This is a genomic window from Lysinibacillus sphaericus, assembly GCF_006864135.1.
Taxonomy (GTDB): Bacteria; Bacillota; Bacilli; order Bacillales_A; family Planococcaceae; genus Lysinibacillus.
This window is the reverse complement of sequence record NZ_SADV01000011.1, coordinates 34404-50663: the sequence shown is the minus strand read 5'-3', so window position 1 is coordinate 50663 and position 16260 is coordinate 34404. Positions and strand designations below refer to the sequence as shown.

Sequence of the window (16260 nt, the reverse complement as noted above, 5' to 3'; positions counted from 1 at the left end):
GAGGTGAACAGATATGGAGCAACAGACGCATTTACAAAGAGGGTTAAAGAAAAGGCATATGACGATGATCGCTATTGCGGGGGTTATCGGAGCAGGCTTATTTATGGGAAGCGGTTCAGTGATTAACTTAGCCGGACCCGGCGCAATTTTATCTTATATCTTTGCGGGTATTATCGTTATTCTTGTCATGCGAATGCTTGGGGAAATGGCAGCTGTCAATCCAACAAGTGGATCATTTGCGCATTATGCACATGAAGCAATTGGTCCTTGGGCTGGCTTTATGATTGGTTGGTTATATTGGTTTTTCTGGGTTGTTGCCATTGCTTTAGAGGCAACAGCAGCTGCTGCGATTATTCAATATTGGTATGATGGCATTCCTTTATGGCTACTAAGTCTTATATTAACTGTAGCACTTACTTTAACAAATGCCCTTTCCGTAAAAGCTTTTGGTGAATTTGAATATTGGTTCTCTCTTATTAAGGTTGTAAGTATAATAGCATTCCTAGCACTTGGTGCATTTATTATCTTTGGAATCGCACCTAATTTTGATGCGATAGGTACTGCTAATTTAATCGGTGAGGGTGGCTTTTTACCGAATGGATTTGGTGCTGTTCTGATGGGTGTAGTCATTGTTATTTTCTCCTTTATGGGCACAGAGATTGTTGCGATTGCAGCAGGGGAATCTGACGAACCGTTAGCAGCGGTGACAAAAGCTACAAATTCAATTACTTGGCGTATTTTGATTTTCTACGTTGGGTCGATAACGGTAGTTGTCACATTATTACCTTGGCATTCCTCAAGTATTTTAACGAGTCCCTATGTAGCAGTATTGGATTACATCGGCATTCCCGCAGCTGCGCAAATCATGAATTTTGTTGTCTTAACAGCGGTTTTATCGTGCTTAAACTCCGCGCTTTACGCGACATCTCGAATGGTATTTTCTTTAGCGGAGAAAGGGGAAGCCCCGAAAGCATTTTTGAAATTAAATAAAAAGGGAGCACCTGTTAATGCCATATTAGCAGCGACATTCTTCTCTTATATTGCTGTTATTATGAACTATGTTTCACCAGATAAAGTATTTATGTTTTTACTTAGTTCATGTAGTGCAATTACGTTGATTCTTTATTTAATCATTGCTTTTTCACAATTAAAAATGCGACGGAAAATTGAGAAAGAAAATCCCGAACTATTAAAAGTGAAAATGTGGTTATTCCCCTATTTAACGTATTTCACTATATTAGCTACAACAGCATTACTGATCGCTATGTTCTTTATTGAATCGATGCGTTCGCAAATTTTATTTACATGTATTGTAGTAGCGGTCGTGATGATTTTCTATTTAGTCACACAGAAGAAAAAATGGTTAAAACCGGTAGAGGAAGCAAGTGCTATTTTCCAAAAGGAAGAATTGGATCTTGAATAATGATAACTAAGGAGTGGGGAAATTATGACAGTTCAGCAAAAAGTGAAAACGCTTACGCATTTTATCAATGGTGTTGAAACAGCAGGTACTAGTGGTCGTTACTCGGAAGTTTATAATCCAACAACAGGAGAGGTCATTGCGCAAGTTCCGTTAGCGACTAGAGATGAGGTAAAGCAAGCTATCCAGTTAGCGAAAGTAGCATTCCCTGCATGGAAAAAGACATCGATTGGTAAACGGGTGGAGGTTTTGCATCGTTTCCGTCAGTTGTTAGTTGAAAGACAAGATGAGCTCATCGAAATAATTTGTGAGGAAAGTGGGAAAACGAAGGAAGATGCTAAGGGTGAAATTGTTCGTGGCATTGAATCTGTAGATATGGCAATAAGCGCCCCGCAAATGCTGAAAGGGGAATACTCGGTTAATGTAGGCGGCGATATTAATGCCTTTTCTGCAAAAGCTCCACTTGGAGTTGTTGCAACAATTGCTCCATTTAATTTCCCTGTTATGGTCCCGCTGGCGATTACAAGTATGGCAGTTGCGGTAGGAAATGCAGTTATTTTAAAACCGTCTGAGCGTGTGCCAATCTCAGCCTTATATTTAAGTAACTTATGGAAAGAGGCAGGACTGCCAGATGGAATTTGGACAGTCGTGAATGGTGATAAAGAGGCGGTTAATGAACTGCTAGAAAATAAAGAGATACAAGCCATTTCATTTGTTGGATCAACACCTGTTGCGGAGTATATTTACCAAACGGGCACGAAGCACAATAAACGAGTTGCTGCATTTGGTGGCGGGAAGAACTTCATGATTGTCATGCCAGATGCAAACCTAGAGCAAACGGCTAATGCCTTTTTAGGTGCAGCGTATGGAGCAGCGTCTCAACGTTGTATGGCTATTTCAGGAGCAATCGTCGTCGGGAAAGATACTGAACAACGCTTTACAGAGATAGTAAAAGAGAAAATCTTAAAATTAAAGGTTGGCCCATATACAGATGACGAGGTAGACTTTGGCCCAGTTATTACGCAGCAATCAAAAGATACCATTCTTCGATATATCAACGGTGCTATTACAGAAGGGGCTAATCTTGTAACGGATGGTCGATGTCCGAAAATATGTGAAACATCTAAAGGCTTTTATCTTGGTCCGACATTGATAAATGATGTAACGCCAGAAATGACTATTTTTAAAGAGGAGGTTTTTGGCCCTGCACGTATTGTTGTAGGCGTTGAAACCTTACAAGAAGCTATTGATTTGATTAATGATCACGAACTTGGGAATGGTGTCACGATGTTTACGGGTAGCGGCTCGGCAGCGCGCAAATTCCAAGAAGAAATTGAAGTAGGTATGGTAGGCGTTAATGTTCCGATTCCGATTCCAGTTGGCTATCACAACTTTGGAGGATGGAAGCGCTCTAAGTTCGGTGAAGGGCATATGTTTGGGCCAGACCAAGCACGATTCTTTACGAAAGCGAAAACAATTTCTGAACGCTGGCCAGATGCAACAGAGGATACAACAAGTTCATTTGCGTTCCCAAGCAATAACGATGTGAATAAGTGAAAAAACATGAAGGGGTGTATAGATATGGTTCAAGTAAATCTTAAAAGTGATATTTTAAAGAAAGATGAACAATATGTATGGCATTCAATGAAACCCTATAATCCACAAGCAACATATGTAGTAGAAAAATCAAATGGTGCAAGGATTGTTGATACAGATGGCGTTGAATACATCGATGCAATGGCAGGATTGTGGTGTGTAAATGTAGGTTACGGTCGCAAAGAATTAGCAGATGTAGCACATGAGCAAATGATGAAAAATGCATATGCTCCTTTATCGCAGGGACATTTACCAGCAGTTGAACTGGCTGAAAAGATTAATGAAATGCTTGGTGGAGATTATGTTATATTCTTCTCTAATAGTGGGTCAGAGGCTAACGAAACTGCGTTTAAAATTGCGCGTCAGTATCATCAACAAAAAGGGGAAAGCTCTCGCTATAAAATAGTTTCTCGCTACCGTGCATATCACGGAAGTTCTTTTGGTGCATTGGCTGCGACAGGGCAAGCGGAACGAAAATATAAATATGAACCATTATCTCCTGGCTTTATCCATGTAGCACCACCTGATCAATATCGGGAACATGAAAGTAATACACTTGCCCCAACAGAATTAGCAAGCGTCAAGGCTGTAGATAAGACGATGACGTGGGAGCTAAGTGAAACAGTAGCCGCGATGATTTTAGAGCCGATTATTACAGGTGGGGGAGTCATCATGCCTCCGGAGAACTATTTAAAGGGCATTGAAGAAGTGTGTAAAAAACATGGAGCTTTAATGATTGTAGACGAAGTAATTTGTGGCTTTGGTCGAACAGGTAAGCCATTTGGATTTATGAACTACGGTGTTAAACCTGATATTATTACGATGGCAAAAGGAATTACAAGTGCCTATTTACCATTATCAGCTACAGCAGTAAAACGGGAAATTTATGAAGCATTTACCGAGTCAGATGCATACGGTTATTTCCGTCATGTCAATACATTTGGCGGATCACCAGTCGCATGTGCGGTCGCATTGAAAAATATTGAGATTCTTCAGCAAGAAGCATTATTTGAAAGATCTAATGAGGTTGGAGCTGCTACTCTGCAAGCACTTCAGCAAGCATTGAGTAATCATCCGAATGTTGGGAATGTTCGCGGCAAAGGTTTATTAATTGGCATTGAGTTAGTTTCAGATAAAAGGTCGAAGGAGCCTTTACCAATAGATAAAGTAAATGCTGTTATTGCTGCCTGTAAGGCGCAGCGTGTTATTATCGGTAAAAATGGTGCCACTGTTGCAGGCTTTAATAACGTTTTAACATTATCTCCACCACTTAATATTGTACAAGAGGATCTTGATACAATTATAAAAGTTGTCATTGATAGTATTCATAAAGTGAAGCTTTAATTAGTAGGAACTCTCTAACTCGTTTTCGCTTCTACCAAAAAGCAAAGCTGTCTCAAAAGTCGTAGTAAAACTTTGAGACAGCTTTTTGATTGTCTTATAGCATGAGAAAGGCGAGACGCACTATGAGTATGAACAAAACAATTCCTGCCAGGAATAATAATAATAAAATTCTCTTTTTTAAAATATTGTTCATACAAACCTTCACCTACTCCTTTGTTGTTGTTTTAAACATGTAGCCGCTATAAGAATTGTAGATAATCATCACAATGCCCATTAACATAAAATTTGATATGAGGGAACTACCGCCATAACTTAAAAATGGCAAAGTCATACCTGTTACAGGTAAAAGTCCAATTGTCATACCGATATTTTGTGTAATTTGGAAGGCTAATAAACTAGCAATGCCTGCTCCCATTAGTGTCATAAATGGGTCCTTTGCTTCTACTGTAATGAGAACAATACGGTAAATAACAAAAAACAGAAGAGTAATGACAAATGCTCCTCCAATGAACCCGAACTCTTCAGCGATGTTGGCAAAAATGAAATCGGTATGCTTTTCCACGACATAGACATTATTTTTCATGTAACCTTTTCCAGTAAACTGCCCTGTACCAATGGCCGAAAATCCCTGCCTAGTTTGATAAGATGAATCTGGATACTCATTAGGCTGCAACCAGCCGTAAATTCGAGAAATTTGATGTCCTGATAATTTATTTAAAATTTTATCTGTGAAAAATTCATTGAATTTTACATAAAGAATAACCACAACGCTGAGAATTGATACAGGAATAGCAGTAAAGAAGATCAGCAATTTTTTTTGTATACCTGAAAAGAAAATCATCGGTATAATCATCGACATATAGATCATCGCCATACCCGTATCAGGCTGTTTATAGACAGCAAGCGTAGGCGGGAGGGTGATAGCAGCAATTATGAAAAGGAGCCGCATATCCGTTAAAAAGGTAGGGTGCACATATTTCTCTCGATGTGCAACAATGACCTTACTGACAACAATTAAAAGCGCGAACTTTAAAAACTCTGACGGCTGAAACGACCCCAAAACTGGAATTTGGTACCAACGCTTCGCCTCATTGACAGTTCGGGCTATACTTTCGGGTGAAATAAATAAAGCAAATGTTAACAAGACCATCGCCCAATAAAATGGCCATCCAATTTTTTTTAGTTGCTCAATATCAAGCGTTGCTACTCCATACATAACTAAAAATCCGATTAGGTAATAAAAAAACTGCTTTATAATAAACGAGCTTGTATACTGCTCAAACACCGTACTGCTGGAATGAACAAAGAGACAACTTATAATACCGAGCAATGACAAGCTAATGACTAAACTTTTATCTAATTTATTAATTTTTAACATTCAAACACCTCCTTTTTAGCACACTATTAATAGACAACGATAGGAAATGCAATAGGTTGCAAGTTAAATGATTATTACAAAAATTACAAATCGCAAACTAATTTTACATTAGACACTCTTAATTTATGGGTAAGATACCGTATGATTGATTTATATCCCGAGCAAAGCAATGGGGGTACGAGGAAAGTGAAGCTTTTCATCACAATGTGAAGGTAATTTCCGAATCGAACTGATATGTTCCTGATGGTATTTTTAAATGAGGACTAATATCACGCTACCCTGAGGGGAATATGCGCCGATTATATTAGGAGTAATGGGATAATTTTCACAACTTTTCGTACAATCTTTACAAAAACATAACACTGGCTTTAAATCTTCATACTATCATTATTGGTAAGAGTTGGAGAAGGAGCCGAGATGATGCATTTTTTTCGATACATAATGGTGAAGGACAAGTTACTTATACTGATGATTGTTTGTGTACTATCAAATGTATTGCTAGGTATTTTTAGTGTTGATTATTTACGGAAAATGTCATGGCATGCAAGTGAAAGCTATACTGAAGGACTTGTACCGATCGGATGGTTAAATGAACTAGAGGAATCACAACGACAATTAGATTATTTAGTAGATTCAGCCGGAGCTTATCAAGAAATGACTGTCATTTTAAAAAACGCTGAGCAGCCTTTAGAACATTTAGTAAGTCTAGAAATCGATAAAAAGATGAACCATCAGATAAAAAAATTTAAAACTTTACTTGCACAGCAGGTAGAAATGATCAATAACTATAAACAATTGGGCCAAAAAGAACAGCAACAATTTTATAGTCAGTCTTATTTATCTGTAAGCCAGCAAAGTCATTCATTATTAGAAGAAACTCAAAGCTATTTGGTTCAGCGGGCTAAAGAACAGCAACAGGCATACCAGAAAGATGTGCAATTTGGTTATTGGCTATTAGGGGGAGTATGTTTATTTGTTGTTTTGTTAGTAATCTGTATAGGTTTTGTAGCAACAAAAGCTGTGAATATACCAACGCGTCAATTGAAGTCATTATTAAAGCGTGCGGAGCAGGGGGATTTCACAGCGAATGCCAGTTATGTGGCGCAGGATGAGCTGGGCGAGGTAGTATTGTCTTATAATCAGATGACAACAGAGGTGAAAAGACTACTTCATACAGTATCAAAAAGTGCACATGAGGTTGAAGAAATGACTGGGAAACTGCAGGAATCCTCCGAAAAATCGTCTAACACGACGCACAAAATTGCAAAGGATATACAGTCTATTTCAGATTCAACTGCTGCTTCTACTAAAAAATTAGCTTCGAATACAGCATCTCTAGAGGAAGTGCTAAATAGTGTGCAAGTAATTTTAGAGAAAGTGCAGGTTGTTGAAAATTTTGCTCATAAAACTGCGAGTGATGCAGAAAGTGGTACGGAAATTGTACAGGCGAATTTAACTCAAATACAGGCCATTAAACTCGCAGTTGAACAATCGAATACGGCCATTTTTAATCTTGTAGAGAGAGCAGCTACAATCGATCAAATGGTTGAAGTAATTGAAAAAATTACTGCGCAAACAAACCTTCTAGCCTTAAATGCATCTATTGAGGCTGCTAGGGCAGGGGAGCATGGTAAAGGATTTGCGGTGGTGGCCAATGAAGTTCGCAAGCTTGCAGAGCAAACCGTTCTTTCAACCCAAACGATTACGTCCATTGTACAAAATATTCATTTAGATTCCAGCTATGCTGTGCAAATGATGGAGGGTGTGTTAGTCGCAACTGAAAAGGGAGTGCAGGTTACAGGAGATACGGCAACAAGCTTCGATCATATTTTAGAAAAAGTACATACAATGAAGCCATATATAACGGAAGTATCTACGACTATTCAAGAAATTGCCAACCATACGAAAAAGGTTAGTGAAGATGCGGTAATGTTAACATCATTTTCTGATACGAATGCAGCATCCACTAAACATGTAGCTACATTAACAGCCGATCAATTAACAGCACAGCAGCAATTCCATGATTATATTAAAGAGCTACATAAGGTATCAAAAGTTTTGCAAATAGCCGTAAAGCGTTTCCGTATTTAATAAGAACAAAAGGATCTTCTTTGTCAACAAAGGAGGTTCTTTTTTTGAGTGGTATTAAACAAAATTTATATCGCTTGAGTGTACACCTGAGTCGTACATATGTATTTTATATGTTTTTCTAGCACAATATTTTATAGGTCTCATATACTGTTGGTAAAGGATTTTTTGCTCTGTTTTTAAAAATTGAAAATATTGTGGTTGTATTTTTAATATGAACACTTTATAATGAAATTCATCAGAAATGTTATTAAATCAATGTTTGATTATATATTATTGTACTTTCGGAAAGTACAATTGTTCACAGGTGGAGGTTTGGAGAAATGGAAAAGATAATGGTTACAGGAGCACTAGGTCAAATAGGTTCTGAGCTTGTAGAAAAACTTCGTGGTATTTATGGAGAGGACAATGTGTTAGCGACAGATATCCGGAAGCTTGAGCATTCTAAAGGTCCATTTGAAGTATTGGACGTGACGGATGGACAAAGAATGCATGATTTAGCGAAAGATTTTGGTGCAGATACAATGATGCATTTAGCGGCGTTATTATCGGCAACCGCAGAAAAAAATCCTTTGCTAGCGTGGAATTTAAATATGGGCGGTTTAATGAATGCGTTGGAGGTTTCGCGTGAATTAAGCTTGCAATTTTTTACGCCGAGCTCAATAGGCGCATTTGGTCCATCGACACCAAAGGATAATACGCCACAGGATACATTACAGCGTCCAACAACAATGTATGGGGTAAATAAAGTTGCTGGTGAGCTGTTATGTGATTATTATTTCAATCGTTTTGGTGTAGATACTCGCGGTGTACGCTTCCCTGGGTTAATTTCATACGTAACTCCTCCTGGAGGCGGTACAACAGACTATGCGGTAGAGATCTTCTATGAGGCGATCAAGCAAGGGAAGTATACATCTTATATTCAAGAAGGTACGTATATGGACATGATGTACATGCCAGATGCATTGCAAGCTATTGTAGATTTAATGGAAGCCGATAGTAGCAAACTAATACATCGCAATGCCTTTAATATCACTGCAATGAGCTTCGAGCCATCTGAAATTGCAGCGGAAATTAACAAGCATTTGCCACATTTTCGTATGAATTATAATGTAGACCCGGTTCGTCAAGCGATAGCAGATAGCTGGCCAAATTCTTTAAATATAGAAGCCGCACAAAAAGAATGGGGCTTTAAAGCGCAGTATGATCTAGCAAGAATGACAGTTGATATGCTAGATAAATTAAAAATTAAACTACAGACAAAAGCCTGTTCATAAATAAAAATTCCTAAAAGTGGGGCGAAGAATTTAGTTTTCTTCGTCCTTTAATGTGAATGCTGGCTGATTCCGGATGCAATTATGCCGAGGCATAATTGATATGGAATATTTCTGTTTCAAGTGAACGTTATACTACACCTTCATCGAGAATTGACTTCAAACAGTGTTAAAATGCTGGAAGATACAGACTATGTGAAGTGGTTGAAGGAGTGGAGGCTGGGGGACTCCTTGGGGATCAGTGTCACAGATGAGACAACGCGAGTGAAGCGGCTCATCGGACGTCCCCAGAAAGCTTGTCAGCAACTAATGTTTATCTGTGCGAAAGCGCAGTGTAACGAGGCGTCAGCAACAAATGATTTTATCTGTGCGAAAGCGCAGCAACAGCAACAACAAAGCGCATAGCAGGAACGGAATTCACCCCCTCGTTTTGCGTAGTTTTTCAACAACATGGGATGAAGAAAACGATTTAGTTTTCTTCATCTCTTTTTAATTATTATTATTTTTTTAGAAAAAGTTAACAACAAAAAAGGGAATTATTGGATGGTACCGTTAGGAAAATGCGGATTTACAACGCTAAGCCCATTTTCAAGAAGATTCCCCCATTTTTAACAACGTTAAGAAAGTTTTAGTGGTCTTAAAGAATCTAATGAGATCACTTTTTCCGATTTAAAATGGTATTCTCCTAGTAAATTAATATGTTCCCAGCCTAAAGGTGACATATAATCTTCATTAAAACTACCTGTCTGTTTTTGATATTCAACTGCTTTTGTTAGATGTAGAGTATTCCAGATACTAATGGCATTGATAATTATGTTTAAAGCACTGGCCCTTTGAAGCTGATGTTGATATGGTTCGTTCCCTAAGCTCTCCTTGTTTCCGAAGAAAGTAGCTCTTGCCGCCCATTCATGATAAAGATTGTTTTTTCTATTCGTTCCATTTCGCGTAAGGCTGTAGCTAAGCTGTTTTGTCTTGAATAGACCTAATTTCCCCATAATAAGCAGCCATTGCCCTTGCCTCCCACACCATTCTTTCAAGTGTAGTGAAAGCAGGTAATATGATTTTGTTTTTTCTTAGAAAATCGATGCATTCATGTAGTAGATGAATAGCATCACCATTTTCCAAAGCCAATTGATGAAGGTGCTTAAATGTCATTCGATATTCTTTTAGAGTAAAAGTTAAAAAGTTGTATTCACTACGAATTTCTTTCAAATGATCCCAAAGTGTATTTTCTCTTTGAGGATAAAGACTAAGCGAAGATGGAGTAGCGCCGATTTGTTTCGATATATAATGTATGACTGAATCCGGGATGTTTTTGATATGAGTGTATGGCCAACCGGGATACCGAAGAACGGCTAATTGAACAGCGAACCGTAAACGGTTTTCTTCTCTTCCAATAGAGTGTACTCTATTGATACAAGTGTAGGAGACTGATAAAAACCTAATTAAGAGCGTCTCATAAGACTTGTCTCAAAAATGAGGTGATATTTTGCGAAAAATCGGTTATATACGTGTCAGTTCAACTAGCCAGAATCCTTCAAGGCAATTTCAGCAACTGAATGAAATCGGAATGGATATTATTTTTGAAGAAAAAGTTTCTGGAGCAACAAAAGATCGTGAGCAACTTCAAAAAATGTTAGAGGATATACATGAAGGTGACATCATTTATGTTACGGACTTAACTCGGATTACTCGTAGTACACAAGATTTATTTGAATTAATCGATAACATACGGAAAAAGGCAAATTTAAAATCCTTAAAAGATACATGGTTAGATTTATCAGAAGATAATCCCTACAGCCAATTCTTAATTACGGTTATGGCGGGTGTAAACCAATTATAACGTGATCTTATCCGTATGCGGCAGCGCGAAGGGATTGAACTGGCTAAGAAAGAAGGAAAGGTTAAAGGTCGGTTAAAGAGTACCATAAAATCATGCAGGAATGAATTATGCAGTAAAGCTTTATAAAGAGGGAGATATGACTGTAAATCAAATTTGTGAAATTACAAATGTGTCTAGGGCCTCATTATATAGAAAGCTATCGGAAAGGAACAGTTGATGAGTTATACCAAAAATCGGAAATATATAATAGAAAATAAATTCCTTATAGAGGTGGAATTATATGCCTAAAATTGACAATATGTTAGCAATTCTATGGATGCTTCGTTCAGGTGAAAAAATTACTGCAAAACAAATTTCAGAAAAGTTAGAGATGAATATAAGGACTGTGTATCGTTATATTGATACAATTTCAACAAGTGGCGTACCTATAATTTCAGAACCAGGACATAACGGTGGATACACTTTATTGAACAATTTTATTGAGGCTCCTCTTTTTTTTGATTTTGAGGAGCAAACTTCACTATTTCACGCTGCTGTTTTTGCAGAAGAAGCCGGATATTATGGAGGTGAAGCACTAAATAGGGCCATTTCAAAACTAAGTAAATACTCAAATCAAGAGCAGGAGACAAAGATAAACCAACATTTAACTAGTCTTGAAGTAATAAGTCGATTAAGTTCACTCTCTATGGAACCTTTTTTGAAAGAGTTGGAGCAGGCCGTAGTTGACGGGTACTCAGTAAAAATTCTTTACCATAGAAGTGGCGAAAAGCAATTAAATTATAGATTGGTCGATCCGTACAGAATTATCTATTGGAATAATAAGTGGTATGTGATTGGATTTTGTCATCTTAGGAATGATATCCGTAGCTTTAGAGTAGATCGAATTGAAAGTTTAACGCTAACTGAAAATAAGTTTAACCGGCCAGAAAATTTTTCAGCACGTGACTTTTTTATGAAAAACCTCCTTCCAACTATAGAAGATATGGAAGGGATTACTTCTTTAGTTATTAATGGAAATGAAAGTACGCTGAATGATGTTTGCCAACATTGGTTTTTAGGACATTATTTACATGAACGAAATTTAAATCAAGCAGTTTTCCTTCTTGAAAAAGATATAGTACATACATATATACCTTATTTACTTTTACCGTTCGGTAAATCTATTCAAGTTATTGAGCCAATAAGTCTAAAGAAAAGACTTGTTGAAGTTCTGTCGGAATTAATACAATTTCATCAAGTATGATAACTTCCCTGACGTTAGCTGTCAGGGAAGTTATATTATAATTGCTATATAAATTGTGATTGGGAGTGTTATTGGATGCAAACAAAAAAAGTTTATCTATATGTATTTAACACAATGTCAGACTGGGAATATGGATATTTAATTGCCGAACTAAACACAGGAAGATATTTCAAAAAAGATATAGCACCTTTAAAAGTAGTTACAGTAGGAGCTAATAATGAAATTATTACTACGATGGGGGGACTGAGCATAAAACCAGATATTTCTCTTGATGAGTGTACTCTTGAGAGTAAAGATCTTTTAGTTTTGCCTGGAGGGAATACTTGGGGAGAAGTTATTCATCAACCAATCATGAAAAAAATTGGCGAAGCTTTAAAGCTTGGCACTATTGTTGCTGCAATTTGTGGTGCAACTGAGGCCCTTGCGAATATGGGATACCTAGATTCTAGAAAGCATACAAGCAATAACTTAGAGTATATTAAAATGGTTTGTCCTAATTATAAAGGAGAAAAATTTTATGAGATGGGACCTGCTGTATCTGGTGAGAATTTGGTTACTGCATCAGGAGTAGCTCCTCTGGAATTTGCGATGGAAGTACTGAAAAAATTAGATGTATTTGCACCAGATACATTATATTCATGGTATAACCTAAATAAGACTCACAAACCTGAATACTTCTTCCAGTTAATGAATTCAATAAATAAATGAGCTAAAAAAATCAACTTAGCAGATATTACCATGCTCTAGAAAATGTCAAAGCATGGTTTTTGAATATAACTTAAAAATGCTTATGGAGTAATGAAAAATCCTTAACGTTGTAAATCCGCATTTTCCTGACGATACCCCTTGGAATACATAGCGTATTTTGTGATTTTACAATATAATAATATTCAGAATATTAATAGTATTCAATCAAAATATCTCTATTAATATTTCACAAAGGTAATGTAAAGGGAGTTCACAAGACGAAGGGATGGATGGTTATATGATGCAGACGCCGTTAGTATTAACAAACTTTTTTAAACGAGCAGAAAGCTATTTTGCTAGAAAGACTATTATTTCACGGACGGGCCCACAGAAGATTCACCGTCTAACATATGGACAATGGGCGAAGAGGACCCGTCGTTTAGCGGATGCGCTTACAAAGCTAGGGATGACAAGAGGAATGAAAATTGGCTCCTTTGCCTGGAATCAGCATCGCCACTTAGAGGCTTATTTTGCGGTACCGTGTTCTGGCGCTATTTTGCACATGGTGAATATTCGTTTATCAGAAGAACATTTAATTTATATTATTAATCATGCAGAAGATGAAATTTTAATAATTGATGTAGATTTGCTACCAATTATTGAAAACATTGCACCTGAGCTTAAGACAGTAAGACATTATATTATTATGACGGATGAGGATACTTTGCCAGAAACGACATTACCGAATGCATTATCATATGAGGATTTATTAGCAGCAGCAGATGAAAACTATGAGTTCCCAGAGGATATAGAAGAAGAGGAGCCTGCTGGTATGTGCTATACAAGTGCTACAACAGGAAATCCAAAAGGGGTTGTGTATTCACATCGGGGTTTAGTGCTACATAGTATGATGCTAAGTATGTCTGATTCAATGGGCATTTCTGAACGTGATGTCGTGATGCCGATTGTACCAATGTTTCATGCAAATGCTTGGGGTTTACCGTTTGCAAGTGTCAATGTGGGTGCTACACAGGTATTGCCTGGCCCGCAATTCACATCGGCAATTATTTTGGATTTAGTAGAGCAGGAGAAGGTTACATTAACAGCTGGAGTGCCGACAATTTGGATCGGCGCGTTGCAGGAACTAGAGAAGCTTGAGCGAGATATTAGTTCGTTACGAGCTATTTGTTGCGGTGGCTCTGCTTCACCTACTCGACTTATTCGTACATTTGAAGAGCAGTTTGGCATTCCATATATCGTCGTGTATGGAATGACTGAAACAACGCCGATTGTAGCGTTATCAAATTATATGTCTTGGATGGATGATTGGCCAATTGAAAAGCGTATTGAATCGCGAGCAATGCAAGGAATGACAATGGCCGGTATAGAATCGAGCATTATTAATGACAGTGGCGAAGTGCCATGGGATGGAGAAACAATGGGTGAGTTACGCTTGCGAGGTCCATGGATTTCACACGAGTATTATCGTGATGAACGTACAAATGATGCATATCGTGACGGCTGGTTATATACAGGGGACATTGCGGTAAGAACAGAGGATGGCTTTATCAAAATAACAGATCGTACAAAGGATTTAATTAAATCGGGTGGAGAGTGGATATCCTCAGTTGATTTAGAAAATGCGTTAATGACCCATGATGCTGTTTTGGAAGCGGCGGTTATTGCAATTCCGCATATTAAATGGCAAGAACGCCCGCTAGCTTGTGTAGTATTGAAGGAAGGAATGGCGGCAAGTGAAGAGGAGCTTCTGGCATTTTTAGAAAGTCAATTTGCAAAATGGTGGGTACCGGATGATGTAGTATTTTTAGATGAAATTCCAAAAACATCAGTTGGAAAGTTCCTGAAGGCAAAGCTTCGAGATAATGTCGCAGAAATTTATCCGAAATTAGCTTCATTTGTATAGTTAAAAGAGCGATTTCCACAAAGGGAAGTCGCTCTTTCACTTTTTATCTACTTAACATTTGAAATACTTGTTCTACGTCTTTGTCTCCGCGGCCAGAGATATTGATAATAATGCTCTCTTCCGGTGATAATGTTGGCGCAAGTTTTAGTGCATGAGCAACTGCGTGGGAGCTTTCTAGTGCCGGAATAATTCCTTCAACCTTTGACAGCACTTGGAATGCTTCAAGCACTTCTTCATTCGTCACCGTTACATATTCTCCACGACCAATTGTTTTTAAATAGCTATGCTCTGGACCAGCTCCAGGATAATCTAGTCCAGCAGCAATTGAATACGTTGGTAGTGGATTGCCTTCTGCATCTTGCAGTACTAAACATTTGAAACCGTGTAATTCACCGGGTGTTCCTTCATTTAATGTAGCTGCCTTATCGGGTTCAATGCCGATGAGGCGAACATTTTCATCTGCAATATATTCTGCAAACGCACCGATCGCATTACTGCCGCCACCAACACAAGCAAGTACTGCTACTGGTAGCTTGCCTTCTTTTTCTATAATTTGTTCACGACTTTCACGGCTAATGACGGATTGGAAATGCTTGACCATTGAAGGGAATGGGTGAGGTCCTACAGCAGAACCTAGTAAATAAAAAGTCGTCTCATAGTTTTCCACTAAGTCAGCAAATGCTTCATCCACAGCATCCTTTAGTCGCCCTTGACCTTTATCAACAGCTACTACCTTTGCACCAAGAAGCTCCATCCGGAAGACGTTTAATGCTTGACGCTTTGTATCCTCTAAACCCATATAAATTGTGCAATCCATTCCGAACATTGCACAAGCCGTTGCTGTTGCTACACCATGCTGACCCGCACCTGTTTCGGCGATCACACGATTAGCACCCATGCGCTTTGCTAATAAAATCTGTCCAAGGACGTTATTAATTTTATGTGAACCTGTATGGTTAAGATCTTCACGCTTTAAATAAATTTTTACGCCGCCTAATTGTTTTGTTAAATTTTCAGCAAAATAAAGTGGAGATTTGCGCCCAATATATTCATGGAAATAATAATCTAGCTCTTTATTAAAGTATTCATCGTCTTTATATTTTTGGAAGTTTTCATCTAAAATATTTAATACATTTTGAAGTTCATCAGGAACAAAGCTTCCACCAAATTCACCGAAATATCCTTTTTTCTCTACTACTATACTCATCTTCTCTCGACTCCTCTTTTCTAATTTTCCCATAAAAAAAGTCACTACAATCCTTCTGTAAAAAGGACGAGTAACCGTGGTGCCACCTTCATTCGCATAAATTGCGCGCTTTCGTACTCCGGTAACGGGGAGTAAATTCGTCCTCACATTTGATGAGGCTGCTCCAAAGCCCATTCGCAAGTACGTACTACTGATTTGCACCACTATCAGCTCTCTTTAAGTACGCCCGCTTGCTACTATTCTTTTTCTTAGCATT

General features: G+C 38.0%; 12 protein-coding genes, 2 pseudogenes and 1 other annotated feature (1 of these 15 cut by a window edge). Of the genes and pseudogenes, 10 read left to right on the top strand and 4 right to left on the bottom strand.

What is annotated here, in order from left to right; translation table 11 throughout:
- The first annotated feature begins 13 nt into the window (after window positions 1-13).
- The 3 genes from C7Y47_RS14480 to C7Y47_RS14470 are packed head-to-tail and all read left to right on the top strand — an operon-like array spanning window position 14 to window position 4360.
- Complete coding sequence (locus C7Y47_RS14480) at window positions 14-1423, top strand: amino acid permease (protein ID WP_142509423.1); 1410 nt, start codon at window positions 14-16, stop codon at window positions 1421-1423.
- A 24-nt stretch (window positions 1424-1447) separates the two neighbouring features.
- On the top strand, window positions 1448-2977 hold the full coding sequence (locus C7Y47_RS14475; protein ID WP_142509422.1) for a CoA-acylating methylmalonate-semialdehyde dehydrogenase: 1530 nt from the start codon (window positions 1448-1450) through the stop codon (window positions 2975-2977).
- Between the two features lie 24 nt (window positions 2978-3001).
- Complete coding sequence (locus C7Y47_RS14470; protein WP_142509421.1) at window positions 3002-4360, top strand: aspartate aminotransferase family protein; 1359 nt, start codon at window positions 3002-3004, stop codon at window positions 4358-4360.
- Window positions 4361-4565: 205 nt separating this feature from the next.
- On the opposite strand, the gene C7Y47_RS14465 is transcribed toward C7Y47_RS14470, so the two are convergent.
- On the bottom strand, window positions 4566-5738 hold the full coding sequence (locus C7Y47_RS14465) for an FtsW/RodA/SpoVE family cell cycle protein (RefSeq protein WP_142509420.1): 1173 nt from the start codon (window positions 5736-5738) through the stop codon (window positions 4566-4568).
- Between the two features lie 417 nt (window positions 5739-6155).
- Here C7Y47_RS14465 and C7Y47_RS14460 point away from each other — a divergent pair, with 417 nt between their 5' ends.
- The 3 genes from C7Y47_RS14460 to C7Y47_RS24965 all read left to right on the top strand — a co-directional run bounded on the left by C7Y47_RS14460 (window position 6156) and on the right by C7Y47_RS24965 (window position 9505).
- Complete coding sequence (locus tag C7Y47_RS14460) at window positions 6156-7829, top strand: methyl-accepting chemotaxis protein (RefSeq protein WP_255505187.1); 1674 nt, start codon at window positions 6156-6158, stop codon at window positions 7827-7829.
- 320 nt (window positions 7830-8149) lie between these two features.
- Window positions 8150-9103, top strand: a complete 954-nt coding sequence (locus C7Y47_RS14455; protein WP_142509419.1) for an L-threonine 3-dehydrogenase — start codon at window positions 8150-8152, stop codon at window positions 9101-9103.
- Window positions 9104-9331: 228 nt separating this feature from the next.
- On the top strand, window positions 9332-9505 hold the full coding sequence (locus C7Y47_RS24965) for a hypothetical protein (protein ID WP_185903497.1): 174 nt from the start codon (window positions 9332-9334) through the stop codon (window positions 9503-9505).
- A gap of 212 nt (window positions 9506-9717) precedes the next feature.
- Here C7Y47_RS24965 and C7Y47_RS26270 read toward each other — a convergent pair whose 3' ends face one another.
- Together C7Y47_RS26270 and C7Y47_RS26265 are read right to left on the bottom strand one after the other, a co-directional pair.
- The gene (locus tag C7Y47_RS26270; RefSeq protein ID WP_142509418.1) at window positions 9718-10095 is read right to left on the bottom strand and encodes a Tn3 family transposase; all 378 of its coding nucleotides are present in this window, start codon (window positions 10093-10095) and stop codon (window positions 9718-9720) included.
- A 7-nt stretch (window positions 10096-10102) separates the two neighbouring features.
- Window positions 10103-10546 (bottom strand): annotated as a pseudogene (locus tag C7Y47_RS26265) (DUF4158 domain-containing protein); the annotation flags it as partial.
- Window positions 10547-10589: 43 nt separating this feature from the next.
- Between C7Y47_RS26265 and C7Y47_RS14440 the strand changes: the two are divergent.
- The 4 genes and pseudogenes from C7Y47_RS14440 to C7Y47_RS14425 all read left to right on the top strand — a co-directional run bounded on the left by C7Y47_RS14440 (window position 10590) and on the right by C7Y47_RS14425 (window position 14797).
- Window positions 10590-11160, top strand: a pseudogene (locus tag C7Y47_RS14440) (recombinase family protein).
- 63 nt (window positions 11161-11223) lie between these two features.
- Window positions 11224-12186, top strand: coding sequence for a helix-turn-helix transcriptional regulator (locus C7Y47_RS14435; RefSeq protein WP_142509417.1), 963 nt, complete (start codon window positions 11224-11226; stop codon window positions 12184-12186).
- 75 nt (window positions 12187-12261) lie between these two features.
- Window positions 12262-12894, top strand: a complete 633-nt coding sequence (locus C7Y47_RS14430) for a type 1 glutamine amidotransferase family protein (RefSeq protein WP_142509416.1) — start codon at window positions 12262-12264, stop codon at window positions 12892-12894.
- A 277-nt stretch (window positions 12895-13171) separates the two neighbouring features.
- Window positions 13172-14797, top strand: coding sequence for a long-chain fatty acid--CoA ligase (locus C7Y47_RS14425; protein ID WP_142509415.1), 1626 nt, complete (start codon window positions 13172-13174; stop codon window positions 14795-14797).
- A 43-nt stretch (window positions 14798-14840) separates the two neighbouring features.
- On the opposite strand, the gene trpB is transcribed toward C7Y47_RS14425, so the two are convergent.
- The gene (gene trpB, locus C7Y47_RS14420) at window positions 14841-16004 is read right to left on the bottom strand and encodes a tryptophan synthase subunit beta (RefSeq protein ID WP_142509414.1); all 1164 of its coding nucleotides are present in this window, start codon (window positions 16002-16004) and stop codon (window positions 14841-14843) included.
- 59 nt (window positions 16005-16063) lie between these two features.
- Window positions 16064-16260 (bottom strand) — a binding site (T-box leader) (it continues 3 nt past the right edge of the window).

What these genes read in the sequence shown, in the direction of transcription:
- C7Y47_RS14480 (WP_142509423.1), top strand. Translation starts at nt 14, where the DNA reads ATGGAGCAACAGACGCATTTACAAAGAGGGTTAAAGAAAAGGCATATG.
- C7Y47_RS14475 (WP_142509422.1), top strand. Translation starts at nt 1,448, where the DNA reads ATGACAGTTCAGCAAAAAGTGAAAACGCTTACGCATTTTATCAATGGT.
- C7Y47_RS14470 (WP_142509421.1), top strand. Translation starts at nt 3,002, where the DNA reads ATGGTTCAAGTAAATCTTAAAAGTGATATTTTAAAGAAAGATGAACAA.
- C7Y47_RS14465 (WP_142509420.1), bottom strand. Translation starts at nt 5,738, where the DNA reads ATGTTAAAAATTAATAAATTAGATAAAAGTTTAGTCATTAGCTTGTCA.
- C7Y47_RS14460 (WP_255505187.1), top strand. Translation starts at nt 6,156, where the DNA reads ATGATGCATTTTTTTCGATACATAATGGTGAAGGACAAGTTACTTATA.
- C7Y47_RS14455 (WP_142509419.1), top strand. Translation starts at nt 8,150, where the DNA reads ATGGAAAAGATAATGGTTACAGGAGCACTAGGTCAAATAGGTTCTGAG.
- C7Y47_RS26270 (WP_142509418.1), bottom strand. Translation starts at nt 10,095, where the DNA reads ATGGGGAAATTAGGTCTATTCAAGACAAAACAGCTTAGCTACAGCCTT.
- C7Y47_RS14435 (WP_142509417.1), top strand. Translation starts at nt 11,224, where the DNA reads ATGCCTAAAATTGACAATATGTTAGCAATTCTATGGATGCTTCGTTCA.
- C7Y47_RS14430 (WP_142509416.1), top strand. Translation starts at nt 12,262, where the DNA reads ATGCAAACAAAAAAAGTTTATCTATATGTATTTAACACAATGTCAGAC.
- C7Y47_RS14425 (WP_142509415.1), top strand. Translation starts at nt 13,172, where the DNA reads ATGATGCAGACGCCGTTAGTATTAACAAACTTTTTTAAACGAGCAGAA.
- trpB (WP_142509414.1), bottom strand. Translation starts at nt 16,004, where the DNA reads ATGAGTATAGTAGTAGAGAAAAAAGGATATTTCGGTGAATTTGGTGGA.